This window comes from Reichenbachiella sp. (assembly GCF_039969095.1).
In the GTDB taxonomy this organism is placed as follows: Bacteria; Bacteroidota; Bacteroidia; order Cytophagales; family Cyclobacteriaceae; genus Reichenbachiella.
The window spans coordinates 180,950-198,321 of the sequence record NZ_JBDVOL010000010.1 but is presented as its reverse complement, the minus strand read 5'-3'; the positions used below and the strand labels follow the sequence as shown (position 1 = coordinate 198,321).

The 17,372-nt window shown below is 41.7% G+C and carries 16 protein-coding genes; 14 read left to right on the top strand and 2 right to left on the bottom strand.

Translation table 11 applies throughout. From position 1 onward, the window contains the following. Positions 1–6: 6 nt before the first annotated feature. From ABJH98_RS04190 to ABJH98_RS04140, 11 genes are all read left to right on the top strand, one after another. A complete protein-coding gene (locus tag ABJH98_RS04190; protein ID WP_348306377.1) occupies positions 7–582 on the top strand; it encodes a fasciclin domain-containing protein in 576 nt (191 codons plus the stop codon). A 23-nt stretch (positions 583–605) separates the two neighbouring features. After that, a complete protein-coding gene (gene nosZ, locus ABJH98_RS04185) occupies positions 606–2,564 on the top strand; it encodes a Sec-dependent nitrous-oxide reductase (RefSeq protein WP_348306376.1) in 1,959 nt (652 codons plus the stop codon). Positions 2,565–2,648: 84 nt separating this feature from the next. Then, the gene (locus tag ABJH98_RS04180; protein WP_348306375.1) at positions 2,649–3,245 is read left to right on the top strand and encodes a hypothetical protein; all 597 of its coding nucleotides are present in this window, start codon (positions 2,649–2,651) and stop codon (positions 3,243–3,245) included. A gap of 12 nt (positions 3,246–3,257) precedes the next feature. Then, entirely contained in the window at positions 3,258–3,686 is a 429-nt protein-coding gene (locus ABJH98_RS04175) for a nitrous oxide reductase accessory protein NosL (protein ID WP_348306374.1), read from the top strand. A gap of 9 nt (positions 3,687–3,695) precedes the next feature. After that, positions 3,696–4,928: a nitrous oxide reductase family maturation protein NosD gene (locus ABJH98_RS04170; protein WP_348306373.1), complete on the top strand. Its 1,233-nt coding sequence runs from the start codon at positions 3,696–3,698 to the stop codon at positions 4,926–4,928. Beyond that, positions 4,925–5,620 carry an ABC transporter ATP-binding protein gene (locus tag ABJH98_RS04165; RefSeq protein ID WP_348306372.1) on the top strand — a complete coding sequence of 232 codons (696 nt, stop codon included), beginning with the start codon at positions 4,925–4,927 and terminating at the stop codon, positions 5,618–5,620. The genes ABJH98_RS04170 and ABJH98_RS04165 overlap by 4 nt, the downstream gene beginning before the upstream one ends. Then, entirely contained in the window at positions 5,617–6,399 is a 783-nt protein-coding gene (locus ABJH98_RS04160) for an ABC transporter permease (protein ID WP_348306371.1), read from the top strand. Before ABJH98_RS04165 ends, ABJH98_RS04160 begins: the two co-directional genes overlap by 4 nt. Positions 6,400–6,761: 362 nt before the next feature. Continuing rightward, positions 6,762–7,832, top strand: coding sequence for a BamA/TamA family outer membrane protein (locus ABJH98_RS04155; protein ID WP_348306370.1), 1,071 nt, complete (start codon positions 6,762–6,764; stop codon positions 7,830–7,832). A 115-nt stretch (positions 7,833–7,947) separates the two neighbouring features. Beyond that, positions 7,948–10,890, top strand: coding sequence for a hypothetical protein (locus tag ABJH98_RS04150; protein ID WP_348306369.1), 2,943 nt, complete (start codon positions 7,948–7,950; stop codon positions 10,888–10,890). Then, positions 10,890–11,852, top strand: coding sequence for a mechanosensitive ion channel domain-containing protein (locus tag ABJH98_RS04145; RefSeq protein ID WP_348306368.1), 963 nt, complete (start codon positions 10,890–10,892; stop codon positions 11,850–11,852). Before ABJH98_RS04150 ends, ABJH98_RS04145 begins: the two co-directional genes overlap by 1 nt. Before the next feature lie 391 nt (positions 11,853–12,243). Then, a complete protein-coding gene (locus ABJH98_RS04140; RefSeq protein WP_348306367.1) occupies positions 12,244–12,657 on the top strand; it encodes a hypothetical protein in 414 nt (137 codons plus the stop codon). A gap of 13 nt (positions 12,658–12,670) precedes the next feature. Here the strand turns inward: ABJH98_RS04140 and ABJH98_RS04135 are convergent, their stop codons facing one another. Then, positions 12,671–13,786, bottom strand: a complete 1,116-nt coding sequence (locus ABJH98_RS04135; RefSeq protein ID WP_348306366.1) for a DUF2914 domain-containing protein — start codon at positions 13,784–13,786, stop codon at positions 12,671–12,673. Positions 13,787–13,952: 166 nt separating this feature from the next. Between ABJH98_RS04135 and ABJH98_RS04130 the strand changes: the two genes are divergently transcribed. Beyond that, complete coding sequence (locus ABJH98_RS04130; RefSeq protein ID WP_348306365.1) at positions 13,953–15,737, top strand: acyl-CoA dehydrogenase; 1,785 nt, start codon at positions 13,953–13,955, stop codon at positions 15,735–15,737. Here the strand turns inward: ABJH98_RS04130 and ABJH98_RS04125 are convergent. Next, entirely contained in the window at positions 15,734–16,396 is a 663-nt protein-coding gene (locus ABJH98_RS04125) for a hypothetical protein (RefSeq protein WP_348306364.1), read from the bottom strand. The two genes, ABJH98_RS04130 and ABJH98_RS04125, sit on opposite strands and share 4 nt — an antisense overlap. A 113-nt stretch (positions 16,397–16,509) precedes the next feature. On the opposite strand from ABJH98_RS04125, the gene ABJH98_RS04120 reads away from it, so the two are divergent. Both ABJH98_RS04120 and ABJH98_RS04115 read left to right on the top strand, forming a co-directional pair. Next, positions 16,510–17,079, top strand: coding sequence for a hypothetical protein (locus tag ABJH98_RS04120; RefSeq protein ID WP_348306363.1), 570 nt, complete (start codon positions 16,510–16,512; stop codon positions 17,077–17,079). Then, a complete protein-coding gene (locus ABJH98_RS04115; RefSeq protein ID WP_348306362.1) occupies positions 17,076–17,363 on the top strand; it encodes a transcriptional regulator in 288 nt (95 codons plus the stop codon). The genes ABJH98_RS04120 and ABJH98_RS04115 overlap by 4 nt, the downstream gene beginning before the upstream one ends. The last annotated feature ends 9 nt before the right edge of the window (positions 17,364–17,372 follow it).

The following is a 17,372-nucleotide window of genomic DNA, read 5'->3' as shown; positions in this document are numbered from 1 at the left end:
AACACCATGAAAACTCGTCTATTCAGCAAACTACTACTTGCAATTATGGTATTCGCTACCATAGGATGCAACAATAAGAACATTGAAAGCAATTCTGTAGCTGTGGAAGAACCAGAATCTGCAGCTTCTCACCCTAAAGGGCAAGCCTCTGTAGAAGACAATGTATCCGAAGCCAATATTTTACAAGTAGCTATTGGCTCTGAAGCTCACAGCACACTCGTAGCAGCTGTGCAAGCAGCGGAAATAGAACACGTATTAGTCAATGCGGGTCCACTGACTGTTTTTGCACCTACTAATGACGCTTTTGCTGCTTTACCAGAAGGCACTGTAGATGATTTGTTAAAACCAGAAAATAAATCAAAACTCGCCAATATTCTTACTGGACATGCGGCGCCAGGTTCCTACGACATAGAAGCACTTAAGAAAGAGGCCAGAAAAGGTCGTAAAATCTATACTGCCACTGGGCAATACCTGGAAGTAACGGTAGAAGGTGATGACGTTTTTATCGCTGGCTCTAAAATATTAGGCACAATTCAAACTACCAATGGAGTCATCAATGTGGTGGACAAAATCATATTATAAATCATCAATTAAACGAACATAAAATGAATATCAAAAACATAACAAGCATTTTGGCAAGCGCCATCTTACTTTTTGCAGTAGGATGCCAGCCAGGAGGCAATGAAAATAGCGGTGCCTTGAGCGGTGATTTAGCCTCACGTTCATTCGTAGCGCCGGGAGAGCATGATGAATTCTACGGTTTCATCTCTGGAGGATTCAATGGCCAACTTTCGGTTATTGGTTTACCATCTGGAAGAATTTTCAAAAATATTCCTGTATTCTCAGTAGATGCTGAAAAAGCTTATGGTTTTAATGAAGAAACCAAAGCTTTGTTAAATACCTCTTATGGTTTTATCCCATGGGGTGATTCTCACCATCCAGACATTTCCCAAACGAATGGAAAACTAGATGGAAGATGGGTATTTATCAATGAAAACAATACACCAAGAATCGCACGTATCGATTTAACTACGTTCGAGACAGTAGAAACCATTGAGATTCCAAACTCAGCGGGTAATCACAGCTCATCTTACGTAACTGACAACACCGAATACGTAGTGGCAGGCACACGATTTTCTGTACCCGTTCCTCAAAGAGACATGCCCATAGCTGATTACAAAGGCAACTTCAAAGGTGCCATGTCATTCTTGAAAGTGGATCAGGAATCAGGTGAAATGAATATCGAATTTCAAGTGATGATGCCTGGATTCGACTATGATAAAGCTCACCCAGGTAGAGGTAAATCTCATGGCTGGTTCTTCTTTACCACATATAATACAGAAGAAGCCAACACTTTGATGGAAGTGAACGCTTCTCAAAACGACAAGGATTTTGTAGCAGCTATCAATTGGAAAAAAGCAGAAGAGTATATCGCTCAAGGCAACTTCACTACCATGGAGACCAACTATGCGCACAACGTGTATGATGAAAAAACACATATGGCCACTACCAAATGGGAAAAAGAAGTAAAAATTCTGGATCCTGCCAAGTGCCCTGGATTGGTGTATTTCATGCCAATGCCTAAGTCTCCTCACGGATGTGATGTAGATCCATCTGGTGAGTACATCGTAGGTAGTGGTAAATTATCCGCTAACGTCACTGTTCACTCGTTCACTAAAATGATGGACGCGATCGAAAACGAAAAATTCGATGGTGAAGCTTATGGTATTCCAATCTTAAATTTTGAAGATGTATTGGCGGGCGTAGTAGTTCAACCAGGTTTAGGTCCATTGCACACTGAGTTTGATAATAGAGGCAATGCTTACACCACTTTCTTTATCTCTTCTGAGGTAGTAAAATGGAAATTGGGTACTTGGGAAGTAATCGACAGAAAGCCTACTTATTACTCTGTTGGTCACTTGATGATCCCTGGTGGCAACTCACAAGAACCATTCGGGAAATACCTGATCGCCATGAACAAAATCACCAAGGACAGATACTTACCTACTGGTCCGGAAGTGACTCAATCTGCTCAGCTCTATGACATCTCAGGTGAAAAAATGGAATTGCTACTTGACTTCCCTACGATTGGAGAGCCGCACTATGCTGCTGGTATTCCTGCGGATTTGATCAAACCAAATTCTAAGAAAATCTATAAACTAGAAGAGAACGAGCATCCATTTGTTACAAAGTCAGAAAAAGATGCCAAAGTAGTACGAGATGGCAACACCGTGCATGTCTACATGACTATGATTCGTAGCCACTTTGCTCCAGATAATATCGAAGGGGTAAAAATGGGTGACAAAGTATACTTCCATGTGACCAACCTGGAACAGGATTACGATGTGCCACACGGTGTCGCAATGATCGGGGCAAATACCTCCGAACTACTGATTATGCCGGGACAGACTGAGACTTTTGCCTGGACACCAAAAGGAGAAGGCGTATGGCCATTCTACTGTACAGACTTCTGCTCTGCCCTTCACCAAGAAATGCAAGGATATGTGAGAGTATCTCCAAAAAATTCTGATATAGAATTGAGCTGGACGCTCGATGGAGAGTAAGTAAGTGTTGGTTATAGGGGGGCGCTTTCGCTAAGGTTCGCTCCCCTACATTTTCTCCTTTTATCCATCGCAAACAAAATAAAAATGAAACTATCCAAATTAATGATGATCGTGGGTTCGTTGATGATCCTCCTACTCTTTGTATTTCCACTTTGGAACATCACACTCGAAGCACCACAATATCCGGAAGCCATCGGCATGGATATCTGGATCAATAAAATTACCGACCACAACCCAAACGATATTAAAAATATCAACTTGATGAATCACTATGTGGGAATGAAGGACATTCCTACCGAAATGGCAGAGTTTGATATATTCCCTCCGGTGATAATTGCTATGGCCGTACTCGGGGTAATCTTTGGGCTGATAGGAAACAAAAAACTATTTCTGACTTGGTTCATTATCATGAGTTTGTTGGGTACTGCTGGTATGTACGATTTCTACAAATGGGAATATGAATATGGGCATAACCTGAAGGAAAATGCTGCTATCAAATTCTTGGATGAGAAAGGACAGCCAATGGCTTATCAGCCACCATTGATTGGCTCCAAAATGATTTTGAATTTTAATGCCATTTCATTACCTATGAGTGGAGCTTATTGCCTTTTTGGAGGCATGTTTATCTCTTTAGCCGCCTTCTTCGTTGCAAGAAAGGAAGAACAAACGGTCGAAACATAACAGTTATCAAACATGATCAGGCCAACACACTTTTTTATTTTCTTTCTTTTATTAGTTAGCTGCAATAGCACACCTGTAGCCATAGAATATGGCACTACAAGTTGCCATGCATGCAAAATGACTATCGTAGATCAGCAGCATGCCGCTCAACTCATGACCAAAAAAGGCAGAACTTATTCATTCGATGCGATTGAGTGCATGGCCAGTAGTTTGAATCAGTGGAAAGAAGAAGAACTAGCCACTATTCTAGTCACGGATTATTTGAATCCTAAGCAGCTAATCGACGCACAAAACGCCTATTATTTAATCAGCAACTCTATTCCTAGTCCGATGGGAGCCAATCTTTCGGCATTCGCCAAAAAAACAAATCGAGACGAGCTTTCTAACAGCCCAGGAGATCAAGCACTGAGTTGGAACGAAGTGAAATCCCTTGCGAAATAATTTCAAAAGATGAAACGCTTATTTACGATTATATTTATTCTGGCAAGTACATCATTCGTATGTGCAAACACGATCCAGGTGTGCAAGACTTGCCCCAATGATCAATTGGCTTCAGCTGTCAAAAAAGCTACTCCTGGCGATACCTTATTGATTCAATCAGGCACTTATCTTTCGGAAGAAGTGATTGTTGATAAACCACTCACTTTGATTGGAGAAAAAGACGCCATTCTGGATGGTAATCTAACCAGCCATGTCCTTCATTTAAAATCCGACAGTGTGCACATCATAGGACTCACTTTTATCCATGCGGGTAAGAGTTTCACCAAAGACTATGCAGCGATCTATGCCCATAAAGTGAATCACTTTGTACTGAAAGACAACCACGTAATTCAGCCCTACTTCGGTTTCCTTATCGAAAAATCTCATCATGGCCTAATCGCAAACAATACCATTTCGAGCCAGACAGAAACTGAAACAGACTCTGGCAATGGCATCCACCTCTGGCACTGCTCCAATGTGGAAATCCGAGACAATGAAACCTATGGCCTTCGGGATGGTATCTATTTTGAGTTCGTCACGGAAAGTGTGGTAAAGAACAACAACAGTCATCACAATGTACGTTATGGCCTGCATTTCATGTTTTCTAATCAAGACGAATACACGGGAAATAATTTTCATCACAATGGAGCTGGTGTGGCAGTGATGTTTTCTAAATTCATCATCATGAAGGAAAACACGTTCGCCAAAAACTGGGGAACCGCTTCTTATGGGCTTTTGCTCAAAGAGATCTATGATGCAGAAGTCACGGGCAACGTGTTCGACGAAAACACCATCGCCATATTCCTCGAAGGCACGGGAAGAATTAACTACCAAAAAAATCAATTTCTAAATAATGGCTGGGGAATTAAAGTCTCTGGTGGATGTTACACCAACCGATTCATTGACAACAATTTCATTAACAACGCACTGGACATCGCTTACAATAGCAAGATGAATGACAATGAATTCACGCACAACCATTGGAGTGGATACTCAGGCTATGACTTGGATAGAGATGGTATTGGAGATGTGCCCTACCGGCCTGTGAAACTCTTTTCATACATTATTGGGCAGTGTCCAGAGTCCATAGTCCTACTTAGAAGTCTTTTTGTAGATATCATCAATTTTTCTGAGAAGGTTTCTCCAGTATTTACTCCAGACAATTTGCTAGACCCTTCACCAGCTATGCAACAACTCCTATGATACAAATAGAGCAAATAAAGAAAAATTTCGATCAGCTCCAGGTATTGGATGGCGTCAGTCTAAGTATAGATAAACCAGGCATCTTCGCCGTACTTGGACCTAATGGTTCGGGTAAAACTACACTGCTCAAAAGCATCTTGGGCATGGTACTGCCTCAGCAGGGAGACATTCAACTCAATGGAGTGTCTACACTCCGAGCCTGGAAGTATCGCAATCAAATCGGGTACTTACCGCAAATTGCCAGGTTTCCAGACAATCTCACGGTGCAAGAAGTCATTGAGATGATCAAATCCATTCGTGAGCAAGCATCCAATGAAAATCCGTTGTTGGATCGATTTGGAATGTGGTCCTTTATGAACAAAAAGCTCGGTAATCTATCTGGAGGCACCAGACAAAAAGTGAATTTGGTACTCACTTTTATGTTCGACTGCGAACTATATATCCTCGACGAACCTACGGCAGGATTGGACCCGGTTGCTCTCATCCAGCTCAAAGAGCTCATTCAAGAAGAGAAAGCCAAAGGAAAAACCTTTTTGATCACCACGCACATCATGAATCTCGTAGAGGAACTTTCTGATGAGATTGTATTCTTACTGGATGGTAAAATATATTTCAAAGGCAGTCTGGATCAATTGAAAAAGGAGACGAAACAAACCGATTTAGAACACGCCATAGCTCAAATATTAAAATGATTAAGATTCTAAAATATAGCTTTTACGATCTGGCCAGAAGTCGCTGGAGTTATGTCTATTTTGCTTTTTATCTGCTTCTAGGGTTTGTATTGCTGTTTTTGAATAGTAATATCTCCAAAGCTGTGATTACATTGATGAACATCATCGTGGTACTCTCCCCCATGATAGGCACTATTTTCGGTATCATGTATCACTACAGCGCAAGGGAATTTACCGAACTGCTACTGGCGCAGCCCATCAGACGACGTACCATCTTCTTAGGACAATATTTAGGTATCGCCACTTCTTTATCGCTGAGTTTGATTTTGGGTTTGGGGATTCCGTTTTTCATTTACGGAGTCAGTCAGTCTTCTGAATTCTGGAATTTTGCTTTGTTGATTATCACAGGCACCTTCCTCACATTCATATTTGTTGGGCTGGCCATCAACATTGCCTTAGCCAATGAAAACAGAATCAAGGGTTTCAGTTATGCTATACTATTATGGCTGTTTTTGGCTGTCATGTACGATGGCATCTTTATGATATTGTTGATGGTTTTCAAAGACTATCCGCTAGATCAGTTTGCGCTCATCGCCAGCATTGCCAACCCGATTGATTTGTCTAGAATTTTGATTTTGCTCAAACTAGACATTGCTGCTTTACTCGGCTATACCGGTGCGATCTTTCAGAAGTTCTTTGGCTCTGGACTTGGAGCTGTGCTTTCCTTTTTGGCTTTGTTTATTTGGGCTTTGGTGCCGGTTTTGAATCTATTGAGATTGGCGGATAAGAAGGATTTTTGAGATAAGATCAAAGACAAGTGGCAGTAGAAGACCAAATGGGATTGCCACGTCGGTTTCCAACCTCCTCGCAATGACGGGAAAAAAAGAGTGTAAAAGAAGGCCGTCGGTCGCCTCCAATTTCCTCGTAATGAAGGATTTGAGCTGGCCTCGATTGTAGATACCTCCATTCATACTTACTGCCGTCATTGCGAGGAGAATGATTTGACGAAAGACAAATCAGGCGACGCGGCAATCTCGAACCCTCACCACTACTCGACTTCAACAAATCAATCCTACAATTGAATAAACCTTACATGGTCCTTCCTCTGGTTCAGTATATCAGTCTATATTTATCTAATCAAAACATGATTTAACTAAAAGATTTGAAGAAGTACATCTCCCTCCTAGCAGTCCTACTAGTTTCTTGCCACCTAAGTCACAGCCAATTGATGGGAGCTGCAGGTTCCCGATCCGACAGCACCAAAAATTTCAGTTTCTTACCCATTCCCTATGTAAACTATGATCGTAGCCTCGGGTTTTCGTATGGTTTGATACCCATGGCGATGTACACTATCAATAAAAAAGATACCATTTCTCCTCAATCATTGACCGGAGGCATCATCCTGCGCACGTCCAATGAAACCTGGATGGGCGGGTTTTTTGGTAAATTCTATTTAAAAGAAGACACCTACAGAGTGACTGCTGCAGCGGTTACTGGGAACGTCAATTTTCAGTTTTACCCAGATCTACCAAGTGCTCCCGAAAGTATCGATTACAGTACTGGCCTCGACTACCTGAGCGTAGATATACAGCGAAAAGTAGCCCCGTCGATGTATGCTGGTCTTGGATATGTCTTCACGCACTTTGCCACAGCCTATGATGTGGAGAATGCTCCCACAGCGTATACCACCTTGCACGGAGGGAAACTGATTTGGTCTTACGACAAACGAGACGATGTGTACTATCCCAGAGCAGGCTATCTCACTAATTTTAATTACAATTTCTATCCTGATTTTTTTGGTAATGAAACATCTTCGAATAAAATCACCATTGACCACAATCAGTATTTCAGTGCCCGACAAAACAAAGATATTATTGCTGCTAGATTGTTTCTGGGAATTGGCATTGGTGATTTAGACTTCAATCAGCAATTTATTTTAGGAGGAAAAGATCTGAGAGGCTATTCTCAAGGAGAATACAGAGGTGAACAACTCTATGCACTCCAAGGTGAGTATCGGTGGAATCCTACGGAGCGATTTGGCTTAGTTGGATTTGCCGGCATGGCGATGGTACATAATAAAAACATAAGTGCTGACAATGGCAAATTACTTCCATCAGTCGGTGGCGGATTCCGCATCAATGTATTTCCAAAAAATCATATGAACGTCGGCCTTGATGCAGGTGTGGGCATAGACGACTGGAGTATTAGCTTTCAAATTGGAGAAACCTTCTAGTTCTTACTCAGGAATTTTTTTGAGTACCTTTCTTATAAATTATTTTAAAATGCCCCTCCTTAATTGGGGGTAAAATCACTTTTATTGACTAATCTTTACTTATAAATCAAATGTAATGACCCCTATCGCAGAGGAACTAGTTGGTAAAATTGATAAATGTCTGAAAAAACACTTTCAGACAAGAATCACTGAGCTCTTAGAATCGGAAATTGACGACATGCTTCTAATCGTGGAGCAAGTCAACTCTTACTATGCGCTTTCCCTTAAAAAAAGATCTTCTGATGCTCAATTGGCTAAATTCAAGTCTGAGTTACTGGATCGTATAGAACCGCTATGGCCAAAACCCGAATCCAATGACCTCGCCGTCCTGCATGAGTCTTTCTTGCATGACTTACAAGGTATTTTGGAAGAGGTGCCGATTTATCGAACCATAGCGCAAAGTCGTGAGCGGTTTTTCGTAGTGGATCACGACCAGACGTGGGTCAAAATATTTAAAATAGTCAAGAGACTAGGCTACTTCCTAACTTCTCTACCCAATGACTTGGCCAATCTTTTTAGAAAGGAGAAAGAAGAAAAGCCCTATTGGAAACACGAAATTCCCTTAAGAAACTTAGCTAAAAAGCACTTCTTCGCTCAATTAATCCTCGACCTTCAGGAGATTTCAGGTTTATACTATAGCGAGCTGGCCAAACAGTATTATGACCTCAAAGAATGGGAAGAGAAACTGAATCAAGGAGCCTCAGATGCACCTAAGCATACTTCAGAAGATATTCTCAATTTCAAAAGTGAATTGATCCAATCTCTTAAAAAGAAAATAAAAGGGATCACCAGACCGAATGCCGAAAAATTCGAATTAGAATACGAGAAAGCAGGTACATTCGAATTACCCGAGGCAAGATTGAGTCAAGAAATTACCACCAAAAAAATTGAATCTGCCAAAAGTCATTGGAGTCTTAACGATCTGGAATGGCGAAATACCAACTATGCCCTGTTCGAAGAATGGCGAATGGACCTCAACATCCATTTGCTCAAGCATAAGACACTGGCTAGTTTACATGAGTTTCAATCCGCCCAGTTCAAGAAAATTGACGATTACATAGGCCCCGAAATGGATGAGATCAAATCATTCATTGATGAAAGTATCGGTTCTTTAAGCAAAGAACATGAGTCTATTGCCAAAGAACTCAAACGACTCAACTATCAGGCGGTAAAGAAATTAGACAAAGAAGTTGTACCCAGACTTTGTGACAAACTTTCGAATCAGACCATTATCAATCTGATCAACAGAATGGAAGTAAAGATTGCCAATCAGGTAGCAGAACTATCAGATGAACGGGTAATAGTAAAAAGTGGCAGCTATGGTGCTCCCATCAAATCAACTGAGCTCAATGTCATTTCTCCCCATGAGTTGATCGCTTTTGAAACTTTACCCGCTTTCAAAAAGCAAGTAGAATTGATCAAGCAAAGCTCGTTCTCTTCCCTTGAAAAGATGGTAGAGAATGTAAAAGACCTTGACCATATCATTACGTTCAGCTTGTCGTCAGGGATTGCATCTATGGATCAGCAACGCGACCCACAAGAGGCGATCTCCATAGCAGAAGAAGGACTCAAGCGAGCGGCTACCAGACTGATCGAAGAGCGCAATCAGCTCAATGAAGCCATGGTAATCAATGGCAATGAGTTGGAGACGGCGATCAATACTTTCTGCGATGGGGTAATGGAGCTGACGTTCAATGAAAACGTCAGTCAGCTACGCTTACGCATCACCAAAGCCAAAGCCACACAACAGGCCAAAGAGGTGCGCCAAAAACTGGAAGAAAAAATGACAACCAGAAAGAAGCGAATCGTATTATTTGCTCTTGCTGGTTACAATGATCTTCGCCATGGACTCAGCAGGTTGAGTGAAAATTTTGTACTCACTGCAAAAAAACCAGAGATCTCGAAGCAGGTATCTGATTTCCTTCTTGAATCTCGCCAAGCCATCGATAAACTTCCGCTGATTTACAAACGCTTGTACCAAATCGAACCTCTGGAAGATTTGGAGCTCTTCGAAGGACGAAAAGACGAACTGAACACGCTAAAAAAAGCATTTGATAGCTGGCAAAAAGGGCACTATGCGGCTACAGTGGTTTTAGGAGAAAAATGGAGTGGACTGACCTCTTTCCTCACCTACAGCTTGCATCAAGGTCAATTCCCATTTACCATTACACGAATGAAGATGGTAGACAACGGGTGCAATGAAGACCACTTCATGCAACTGATGCGATCCGCTTTCAAAGAAGACTCATTTGAAAGTCTGGATGATGTGATTAACTATCTCAACTCTTCTTCCAAAAGAGTAGTGATCTTAGAAGATATTCAAAACTTATTCCAGCGAAAAGTACATGGTTTTGAAGCCATGCAGTTGCTGTTTCAGTTGGTGAATAAAACTTATAAAAATGTATTTTGGGTGACGAGTACCACCGTATACACGTGGTCATACTTGCAAAAGACCATCAATATCAATGAATATTTCAGTTATGTAATTGAACTGAAAACGCTTTCGAGTGAGCAGATCATCAATATCATCTGGAAACGGAATCGAATCAGTGGATTTAAAATTCAGTTTGAAACTGATGCCAGCTCTGCAGATGACAAGAAGTTTAAGAAACTGAATGAGGCCGAACAACAGCAATGGCTGAAGAAAAAGTTCTTTTCAGAGCTCAACAGCTTTGCACAAAGTAACATCAGTCTGGCGCTGATCTACTGGCTATTGTCTACCAAAGAGGTTGATGATAGCACGATCACTGTGGGGACATTCAAAAAACCAAACCTGAACTTTTTGACTGTCTTAGCCATGGACAAAATCTATGCGCTACATGCACTGGTTTTACACGACGGTCTTACTATTGAGCAGCTAGCTCAGATACTAAATGTGACCGTGAAGAATTGCGAGCTGACGTTGTTGGCGCTTTTGGAAGATGGTATTTTGGTGAAAACCGATGAGAATTACATGGTCAATCCGATCGTGTATAGAAATACGATCAGTTTGTTGAAATCAAGAAATTTAATCCACTAATGAAAAAATTAGTTTTCATATTCCTTTGGTTGACAGCCAGTTTCGTTTCTTTTGGTCAGGCTTCAGACAGTCTGAATCTGGCCAAGTTAGATTCGATCGTTGTGGCCAAGGTGGATTCCGTTCACACGTTGGATTCGGCTCAAAATGCCCAACAAATCGCTGGCAAGAAAAAGGTGAAACTCAACACACCTCCGCCCGTGAGCGAATTGATCTCCTTCCCTAATCTGTTCTGGAGTTTGGTGTTTGTTCTTGTTGGTTATTTTTTGATCAAGTTCACTTCTAGAATTCTGGAAATCTTTGCGGAACGCAGTACAAAGTATCGAATCACCATCAAAAGTATCATTCCAGTCGTCAAGATCATGGGCTGGGTGGTGGTGATCTTCCTGATTATCGTGGGCATTTATCAGCCGCCAGCAGCCACGGTGCTCGCTTTCTCTGCTTCGATCGGTGTGGCTGTAGGTTTTGCGTCGCAGGACATCCTCAAAAATATCTTCGGAGGTATTGTGATTTTATTCGATCGACCATTCAATGCGGGTGACAAAATACAAGTAGGTGACACGTATGGTGAAGTGGTAGAAATAGGCTTGCGCTCAACTCGGATCGTGACTCCAGACGACAACCTGGTCACCATTCCGAATGCGGAGATCATGAACACCTCCGTCTCCAATGCCAATGCAGGAGAGGCCAACTGTCAAGTGGTGGCAGAAATCTATCTACCCATAAATGCGGACACCGTACATGTGCGTGCCCTCGCCACGCAAGCCGCCCAAGTCTCCAAATACATCTTCCTCAATAAGCCCATCGTGGTCGTCTTTTCCAACGAATACAAGGAGCGCCAGTCTATCATCAAAATGAAGATCAAAGCCTACGTCCTCGACATCCGCGATGAGTTCAAATTCAAAAGCGAAATGACCGAGATTGTGATCAAGAAGTTGCTGGAAGAAGGGGTTTTGAAAGGGTAGGTTTTGGGAACATTTGTATAAACGCAATGCACTTTATCCGCACTGCATCAACAGTTAAAATTGAGTAATTAAATTTTCTCAGAATGGCTACTACTCAAGAATAAGAATTTTTTAGGTGAGATCAAAGACAAGCGGCGTAAGAAGGCCGAGAGGGATTGCCGCGTCGCTTCATTCATTTGCCAATGAATAACTCTTCTCGCAATGACGGGGATTCTCAAACTTCTGTACGTCATTGCGAGGCGGGCAATTTGATGACAATCAAATGCACAACGCGGCAATCTTAAGCTCTTGATCGAAAACAAAATTCAAAGCAGAACGCTGCATTCTCATTTTTCGCTACCATATCTAATAATTAGAATAGCTATTTTTAAGATAGCTAAACCAGTATCTGATGTCGAGATTCTTAAAACGTAACCTACTATGGCTGATCTACGGAGTGTTTGTCCTGTTGGTCATTCTCAATCATGAGCGTGAACATCCTTTCATAAGCGAAAGCCCCTATGCTCTGGGTAAATACTTGATCTGGGGAATCTATCTCAGTTTTCTCGCCTATTCACTTTACTGCAGTACTCAAGAGAATTTCTTCTCTACGCTCAGAAAACTATATCCACTGCACTGGGCGAGACAAATTGGTTTGGACTTATACCTCGGACTCCTGCTGAGCTTGGGTATGATCTATCTCAATGAAGGTTCAATTTTGATTGTGTTGATTTGGGTAATTCCAGTTGTGATCTATGCCAATCTAGCCATTCTACTTTATATGGCCTTGAATTACGACAGCATCATTTCGCATTTTTTAGTGTAGATCCCAAGACAAACTAAAAAACCTTCACTTCAGTTTTTCTAGGCACACCTTCTCGCGTTTTCACGATTTCGAAATCAACCATTCCGAGCACCAAACCTTCTTCAGTAATTACCTCCACTTTCCACTGGCCAGGTTTCACCCAGTGCTTGTAGGTATAGCCACGATAGCCGTCAGTTCTGCCTCCTCGCACATTGATCCCAATATCTTCTACATTCTCCCAATTTTCCGTTTTGGCATTGTACCACTTCCAACGATGGTATACGGCCTTTTCCAAATCTGTCGGGGCGAATATTGATGTGAACACATAAACTTTCTCATTGGGGCGCCAGAGAAGTTTCAGACGATGTACCCGCCAGAAGACATACCACTCGTCTTTTTCATACAAAACCGAATATTTGCCGTCTTCGTATTTCACTTGATGCCCAACCAAGCCGCTTTTGAGTGCTAAAGGCACAGGAGGAATGAGTCTATAGAAATAAAAAACATAGATCAATGAATAGATGCCAACAACCAAGCTGAGCAGCTTTCCAAGGTGCACCTCCTTTCTGGTACGGGCGCTTCTACGATATACTTTTACTACCAACGCCAACGTACAGCACAAACTGAGCAATCCCGAGCACACAAAGACAAAGGTGTTCATCTGTTTGATAAACACGGGAATCATAAATGTGAAAAAAGTGAAGCTGATAAAACTGTAGACACTAAACTGAAGGTATTTATTCGACAACTTCCTTTTCAGCAATTCATTAGCTACCAGCAGCAACACCAGAATACTAAAAAATGATACTGTTTTAGTCAACGACACACTTCGAGAAAAGTATATCACATAAGCACTAGACAAAGCGCCAAAGAAGAATTGAATAGCCAAAGGGAAATAGGATTCAAAACGCTCCAAAATTGTATGCTTCCACCTTTTGTCACCAGCTAGATTAAAAGCATAAATCATGAAAGTGAGCGAGATCATGTGTAAACACAACATGGTCAAGTCGTACGTTCGATCTATGCGCCCCAGCGTCAAGGTATCGAAAATAAAGCCGCCAATAAAGAAGGCAATGGGTGCGTACTTCTTGTTCTTGATGAAGAATTGTCCCGAAGAACTATCTCGAATCCTGGATACTACTCTATTCATTCAATTTTTTAAAAAGGGGTAAATATAAAGGAATGCACTTGTCTAATTGAGCATTCACTGGCTGTTAACTTAATCATCCATTCCAGTCCATTCGACTAACAAAAATCTAACCATTCAAAGGAATTGTAGACATTCAATATTAATTTAAGGACTTAACCACTTAAAAATGAAATACTACGATCCGCAAACCCTCACCTTTCTGTTGACTGAAGTGCATCAATTAAATGACTTGTTGAAATCAGACCGTTATGCAGCTTATGACCAAGCTTCTATTGATTTACTTCTGGACGCGGTGAAAGATTTCAGTGATACAGCATTGTTTCCCTTTATTCAGGAAATGGATGAAAAGCCCTGTGTATTTAAAGATGGCAAAGTGACGGTACATGAACAATTTGGCCCTATCCTAAAAAAAGCGGGTGAGATGGGTTTGGTCGGAGCAGCGATGAATGAAGAAGATCAGGGTTTGCAAATGCCGATGCTGGTGGTCAATGCCCTGTATTTCATCATGGAAGCCGCCAACAATCATGTGACGGGTTATCTGGGTCTTACTGCTGGCGCAGCCAATGTGATTCTTACCTTCGGATCGGAAGAATTGAAAAAGAAATATGTACCTCAGATGCTCACGATGGAATGGGGAGGTACGATGTGCTTGACCGAACCGCAAGCCGGAAGCTCCCTATCTGATATTACAGCGTCTGCCAAACCTATGGATGATGGCACTTACTCGATCAAAGGTCAAAAAATATTCATCTCGGCCAGTGATCATCAGTTTTCGGATAATTTCATTCATTTGGTTCTAGCCAGAATCGATGGCGCACCGGCAGGCACCAAAGGCATCTCTCTTTTTGTGGTTCCACAATATCTTGTGAATGCGGATGGATCAAAAGGAGACTACAACAACGTAGATGTGGTCGGAGAATTTGTAAAACTGGGACAAAGAGGCTATTGCACCAATCATCTGGCATTTGGAGATAGTGGTGAGAGTATTGGCTACCTCATTGGCGAGGCTCACCAAGGGCTGAGTTATATGTTTCAAATGATGAACGAAGCCCGCGTCGCTACTGGCCGTATGGGGACTGGCATTGCCTCAGCGGCATACTATGCTTCTCTTCAATATGCAAAAGAACGCCCACAGGGGCGCAAGCTTCAAAGCTCTGGCAAGAAAGATCCATCTGTCGAACAAACGCTCATCATCAATCATCCAGATGTCAAACGAATGTTGCTGCATCAAAAGGCAATTGTAGAAGGCAGTTTGAGTTTGGTACTTCAATGCTCTTATTATCTAGACAAGCATGCGACCACCACTGGCGACGAAAAGAATAAGTATCATCAACTCACTGAAATTCTCAATCCTGTAGCCAAAACGTATCCTTCTGAGGCAGGCAAAGATGCTGTGGACACTGGCTTACAAATCCTGGGAGGCTATGGGTACATGATGGATTTCATCTTGCAGCAATATCTTCGAGATATTCGAATTATTTCAATTTACGAAGGCACTACGGGCATTCAATCCCTAGATCTGTTGGGTAGAAAAGTCACCATGAACAATGGAGAAGCATTGCAACTACTGGCGAAAGAAATAGAAAGTACAATCACAACCGCGATTGAAAATGAGGAATTGAAAGGCCATGCTTCGGTGCTAGGTGAATGTACCAAACTCATTCAGTCTAGTTTAGGTCATTTAATGCCATTTGCCATGAAAGGCAATCATGAAAAGTATCTGGCAGATGCCACTGTATTTATGGATCTGTTCAGTACTGTGGTTATTGGTTGGCAATGGTTAAAAATAGGAATTGCAGCTTCAGCAAGTTCAGATGCTACATTCAAAGCGGGCAAACTCCATACGATGGATTATTTCTACAAGTATGAAATGTCGAGGTGCAAAGGCTTGCAAAAAACGATTAGTAGTGATTCGGAAGTGACCATTAAAATGAGTGAGGAGATGTTTTAGCCTACCTTTTTCAAGTGATATTGAATACCCATTTCTTTGTTTTGGAGGCGCAACTCCTTTCCCCAAAACCAAACATCCCAATGCGTATCGTCTCTTTCGAAAATGACTTTGTGGTGACGGGTATTGATGACCGAACGGCCTTGATCCTGAACTCCGGTCGTATCAGATATCATGTAGTTTCCTGAATCGTCGATAGTCATGAATGTTTCTGGCATTTTTTCAGGGATGCCATCTTTCATCATCAGAAACATCTCCCACTTCCCAACTACCTGTTTTTCAAACTCTCCAAACGCAGGGATTTGATCCACCAAAACAAATTTCAATTCTAGCCTTCTATTGATCTCATCCCTACCGGCCAGTAGCAAGTGGTCTTTTATCCTTTGCGCTTTCCAAGGCGAATTGAACCAGCCTTTGGGGTCCGCCCCTTGAAAATGAATTTTAGTTTTGCCCAGTTGATATACCCCACTCATATCGCCAGTCGTACGCGATATAGAGTAAGACCCATTCGAATGAATTTGCAAATAAGTGGCATCATCTGACATAACCATTTTATCACGGAGCGCAGATTTCAATTCCCAAAGACCAACTAAGTCTTCTTTTTGAATGGGCTGGCAGCCAATGCATACAAATAGTGCGAGCGCAAAAAGATTTCTCATCATTCATTTTTTATGAAGCTCTAAACTAATCAAATGATAGAGTTAACACCAAACACAACCTTTTGAATTCAACATTCGTATTTGGTTTATAATATAAACTAGTTTATAATTACATCATGAAAGAAGAACTATCACATACAGAAAGCCTTAAAATCATCAATGAGATGATTTCCGAAGCAAAAAACAACTATGAACAAAGCGGAAGCTTTTACTTCTTGTTGTGGGGATGGGTGGTCATGGTAGCCAACTTGGGTCACTACTTCCTGGATAAATTCACTTCATTTGAATATCCATTCATCTTTTGGCTGCTCACATTTCCTGCGGCCATTCTGGCTGCATGGCATGGCTCACGTCAAAAAAACAAATCCCAAGTCAAAACCCACTTCTCTAGATTATATGGTGAAGTATGGGTGGCCATAGGTATTTGCATGGTGCTTACCTTGCTTTTTATGTCCAAAATCAACTTTAACCATTCAGCCATCATTCTGCTGCTCGCTGGTGCAGGCACTTATTTATCAGGACGGATGTTGAAATTCAGGCCACTCATCTTTGGCGCCTTTGCACTTTGGCTCGCCGGCATCGTTTGTTTCAGTCTCCCCATGACTGACCAATACCTGGTCGGAGCTATAGGCATATTGGCTGGATACTTAATCCCTGGCTACCTATTGAAATCAGCAGAAAAATGAAAGGATTCAGTCCACTCGATCCTTTATTGCATTCACAGCTCCGACTGGCGGTTATGAGCTTACTCATTAGTTTGGAGTCTGCAGAATTCACATTTATCAAAGAAAAAACTGGGGCCACTGCTGGTAATCTCAGTGTACAGATAGACAAACTGTCTACTGCTGGTTACATCGAGGTTATCAAAAGTTTCAAGGGCAAAAAACCATTGACTACTTGTAAGGTTACCAAAGCTGGAATCACGGCTTTTGAAACTTATGTCCAAGCATTAAAAAATTATATAGAATAACCATAAACA

Excerpts from the sequence above, each read along its gene's own strand:
- ABJH98_RS04145 (WP_348306368.1), top strand. The coding sequence starts at position 10,890 with ATGAAAAAATTAGTTTTCATATTCCTTTGGTTGACAGCCAGTTTCGTT.
- ABJH98_RS04150 (WP_348306369.1), top strand. The coding sequence starts at position 7,948 with ATGACCCCTATCGCAGAGGAACTAGTTGGTAAAATTGATAAATGTCTG.
- ABJH98_RS04180 (WP_348306375.1), top strand. The coding sequence starts at position 2,649 with ATGAAACTATCCAAATTAATGATGATCGTGGGTTCGTTGATGATCCTC.
- ABJH98_RS04115 (WP_348306362.1), top strand. The coding sequence starts at position 17,076 with ATGAAAGGATTCAGTCCACTCGATCCTTTATTGCATTCACAGCTCCGA.
- ABJH98_RS04170 (WP_348306373.1), top strand. The coding sequence starts at position 3,696 with ATGAAACGCTTATTTACGATTATATTTATTCTGGCAAGTACATCATTC.
- ABJH98_RS04135 (WP_348306366.1), bottom strand. The coding sequence starts at position 13,786 with ATGAATAGAGTAGTATCCAGGATTCGAGATAGTTCTTCGGGACAATTC.
- ABJH98_RS04175 (WP_348306374.1), top strand. The coding sequence starts at position 3,258 with ATGATCAGGCCAACACACTTTTTTATTTTCTTTCTTTTATTAGTTAGC.
- ABJH98_RS04190 (WP_348306377.1), top strand. The coding sequence starts at position 7 with ATGAAAACTCGTCTATTCAGCAAACTACTACTTGCAATTATGGTATTC.
- ABJH98_RS04125 (WP_348306364.1), bottom strand. The coding sequence starts at position 16,396 with ATGATGAGAAATCTTTTTGCGCTCGCACTATTTGTATGCATTGGCTGC.
- ABJH98_RS04140 (WP_348306367.1), top strand. The coding sequence starts at position 12,244 with ATGTCGAGATTCTTAAAACGTAACCTACTATGGCTGATCTACGGAGTG.
- ABJH98_RS04160 (WP_348306371.1), top strand. The coding sequence starts at position 5,617 with ATGATTAAGATTCTAAAATATAGCTTTTACGATCTGGCCAGAAGTCGC.
- ABJH98_RS04130 (WP_348306365.1), top strand. The coding sequence starts at position 13,953 with ATGAAATACTACGATCCGCAAACCCTCACCTTTCTGTTGACTGAAGTG.
- nosZ (WP_348306376.1), top strand. The coding sequence starts at position 606 with ATGAATATCAAAAACATAACAAGCATTTTGGCAAGCGCCATCTTACTT.
- ABJH98_RS04120 (WP_348306363.1), top strand. The coding sequence starts at position 16,510 with ATGAAAGAAGAACTATCACATACAGAAAGCCTTAAAATCATCAATGAG.
- ABJH98_RS04165 (WP_348306372.1), top strand. The coding sequence starts at position 4,925 with ATGATACAAATAGAGCAAATAAAGAAAAATTTCGATCAGCTCCAGGTA.